Below are 3,459 nucleotides of genomic sequence, written 5' to 3'. Positions count from 1 at the left end.
TTGCATTTCAGGGCTGCTTTCACTTGAGCCGGAATCCGGCTGCGAACTCGTCCGAGCCGTGAAAGCCCGAGCTCAACCCCTCCTTGTCATCGGAGGCGACCTCGCCGCCACGAAATCCTGATTGGGGCAAACTTTCCAATGGGGCGAACCAAGCGGGAGGATGCCGGGCTCGAAGGGAGTCCCGAACATCCATCGGTCAAGTGGTTGATCAGGATTGGGCGCAATAGGCATTGGGAGGTTGCACCGACAACGGGGCCGCTTAGGCGTCTTGCCGACCCGACAGTCGTGCGATCGATGATCGTGGCCGTGAGCTGAGTGATCCCGACAACATTCTCGATCATCACCGCCTTCGGACGGATCTGCTGGACGATCTCAAGAGCGCGATCGAACAGATTCCGCTCGTCAGCCGCACCGCGACGTTCGCCTGCATGCTAGTAGGGTTGGAGGCATGCCGCCTACGTCTGTCGCAGCCGCTTTGGTGCCGACGATCACCTGGCCGTAAGGACCGCCCCCCCGCCTAACGCCCGATCCAGATAGGGCGCGGTGCGGCTGGCTCTGCACGCAGAGACCTTTGCCGGCGGGCCGCTGGCGACGATCCGCCCGCCCTCGTCGCCGGCGCCCGGGCCGATGTCGATCACCCAGTCGCTCGCCGCCGCCATCTTCATGTCGTGATCGACGAGGACGACGCTGTTGCCGGCGTCGACCAGCGCATGGAGCTGGCCGAGCAGGCGTTCGACATCGGTCGGGTGAAGGCCGGTGGTCGGCTCGTCGAGCACATAGAGCGCGCCGCCGCGCTGGGCGCGCTGCAACTCGGTGGCGAGCTTGACCCTTTGCGCCTCGCCGCCCGAGAATTCGGTCGCGGGCTGTCCGAGGCGGAGATAGTTGAGCCCGACCTCGCGAAGCACCTTGAGCGATCGGCAGACGTTCGGCGCATCGTCGAAGAATTCCCAGGCACCGTCGACTGTGAGCGCGAGCACCTCGGCAATGGTCTTGCCACGATAGAGGATTTCGAGCGTCTTGGGATTGTAGCGGGTGCCGTGACACGTGGGACAGGGGGCGTAGACGCTCGGCAGGAACAATAGTTCGACCATGACGAAGCCTTCTCCCTCGCAGCGCGGGCAGCGGCCCTTGGCGACATTGAACGAGAAGCGGCCGGCATCGTAGCGGCGTTTCCTGGCTTCGGGAGTCGCCGCGAACAACGCCCGGACATGGTCGAACAGGCTGGTATAGGTGGCGAGGTTGGAGCGCGGGGTGCGGCCGATCGGCTTCTGGTCGACCTCGATCAGCCGCCTGATCCCTTCGAGGCCGCCGAGGATCCGGCCCTCGGTGACGCCGGCCGGGCGGTCTTCGAGCGCCGCTTCGGCATCCGCCTCGTGGTCGGCCGCGACCGGGGCGCCGAGCGCACCAGCAACCAGTTCGACAAGCGCCTGGCTGACAAGGCTTGATTTCCCCGAGCCGGAGACTCCGGTAACCGTGGTCATTACGCCGAGCGGGATCGCGCAATCGACCCGTTTCAGATTGTTGCGTGAAACCCCCTCCAGTCGCAACCAGCCGGCTGGCTCGCGCCCCTGGCGCGGCATCCCGCGGCCCTCGTCAAACAAATGGCGCCTTGTCTCTGACACGGCGACCTTGCGCAGGCCTTCGATCGGGCCGCTGTAGAGGATCTCGCCGCCATGCTCGCCGGCGGCGGGGCCGACATCGACGATCCAGTCGGCGCGGCGGACCACGTCCATCTCATGCTCGACGACGAACAGCGAATTGCCGACAGCCTTCAGGCCGTCGAGCGCGCGGAGCAGAGCCTCGGTGTCGGCGGGATGGAGCCCCGCAGACGGCTCGTCCATCACATAGACGACCCCAAACAGGTTCGAGACGACCTGGGTGGCAAGCCGCAGCCGCTGCAGCTCGCCCGGCGACAGGGTCGGGGTGCTGCGTTCCAGCGTCAAATAGCCGAGACCGAGATCGAGCAGCACCGACAGCCGGCGGCACAGATCGCCGGCGATGCGCTCGACCACCAAGGCCTTCTCTGGGTGGGTCTTGCGCAGCGCCCTGAGCTTGCCGGCTTTCGCCTCGGCATAAGGCCCGAAGATCTTCGAGAAGCGGGCCATAGGCAGGCGGCTCATCTCGGCGAGGTCGAGGCCCTCGAAGCGAACCAACAATGACTCCCGACGCAGCCTCTTTCCGTCGCAGACCGGGCAAGGCCGCGCGATCATGAAGCGCGCGGCGCGCTTCTTCATCATCGCGCTCTGGGTTGTCGCATAGCTGTGCGTTACATGGCGCTTCGCGCTCGAGAAGGTGCCCATATACGCGGGCTCGACCTTGCGCTGGATCGCGCGCTGAATCTCATCATGGCTCCACCCGGGATAGACCGGAACCTGGGGCTGCTCCTCGGTGAACAGGATCCAGTTGCGCACCTTCTTCGGCAGGTCGCGCCACGGAGTGTCGACATCGATGCCAAGGCTGATCAGGATGTCGCGCAGATTCTGGCCACCCCATGCCATCGGCCAGGCGGCGACTGCGCGCTCGCGGATCGTCATGGAAGGATCGGGCACCATCGAGGCTTCGGTTACCTCATGGATCCGGCCGAGGCCGTGGCAGCGCGGGCAGGCGCCCTCGGGCGTGTTGGGAGAGAAGGATTCGGCGTCGAGATGGGCTTGGCCTGACGGATAGTCGCCGGCCCGCGAGTAGAGCATTCGCAGCAGGTTCGAGATAGTCGTGACACTGCCGACTGACGAGCGGGTGGTTGGCGATCCGCGCTGCTGCTGCAGCGCCACCGCCGGAGGCAGGCCGTCAATTTCGTCGACCTCGGGCACTTCCATCTGGTGGAATAGGCGGCGCGCATAAGGCGAGACCGATTCCAAATAGCGGCGTTGGGCCTCGGCATAGAGAGTGGAGAAAGCGAGCGACGACTTGCCCGAACCGGATACGCCGGTGAACACCACCAAAGCGTCGCGCGGTATGTCGACATAGACATTCTTGAGATTGTGCTCGCGCGCGCCACGGACGCGAACGAAGCCGGAGGCCATGATATCTCGCATGCGAACCTCCTGGGCCCTTGGTCGCTCCGAATGGCCGTTGGCCGTCCGGGCATGACGATCGATCGGCGTGGCCACGTCCCTGAAGGCCGGCTGAGCCGGATAGGCCCGAGGCAGAAGCTCGTCGATGCGGATGTTAGCATGACCGAGCGAGCTGGAGAGATGATATCCAATCCAGTCCGAAGCGGTTCCAACGAGGCGGCCTCCGGAAGCGGCAGAGACAACGGCAAGCGGGGCGGCTTGCGTCCGCTTTCCGCCAAAGTGCCAACTTCCGCTTGTGGCGCAATCCGGGCTGGCCGACGTGGTTTGGCGAATGTCAGCTCCCCGCCCCTCTCGGTCGTTGTGCTCGCATGGCAGCCGCCCGGCAGCCTCGCGCCATTCATGCCGATGCCGTTTCGAATTCACGCGCCAGGAGCCCTGGAGCAAC

General features: G+C 65.3%; 1 protein-coding gene and 1 pseudogene. Both read right to left on the bottom strand.

Features of this window, described 5'->3' with window-relative positions; translation table 11 throughout:
• Positions 1-86 precede the first annotated feature (86 nt).
• Positions 87-416: pseudogene (locus AB4099_RS35100) on the bottom strand (hypothetical protein); the annotation flags it as partial.
• A gap of 72 nt (positions 417-488) precedes the next feature.
• Positions 489-3,035 (bottom strand): excinuclease ABC subunit UvrA, encoded by a 2,547-nt coding sequence (locus AB4099_RS35095; RefSeq protein ID WP_441481495.1) that lies wholly within the window; start codon positions 3,033-3,035, stop codon positions 489-491.
• Positions 3,036-3,459 lie beyond the last annotated feature (424 nt).

Source organism: Allobosea sp. 2KB_26, assembly GCF_052115715.1.
Lineage (GTDB): Bacteria > Pseudomonadota > Alphaproteobacteria > Rhizobiales > Beijerinckiaceae > Allobosea.
This window is presented reverse-complemented; position numbering and strand designations above follow the sequence as displayed.

Bases quoted from the DNA above. Each gene is read 5' to 3' on its own strand.
- AB4099_RS35095 (WP_441481495.1), bottom strand. From the start codon at position 3,035: ATGCGAGATATCATGGCCTCCGGCTTCGTTCGCGTCCGTGGCGCGCGC.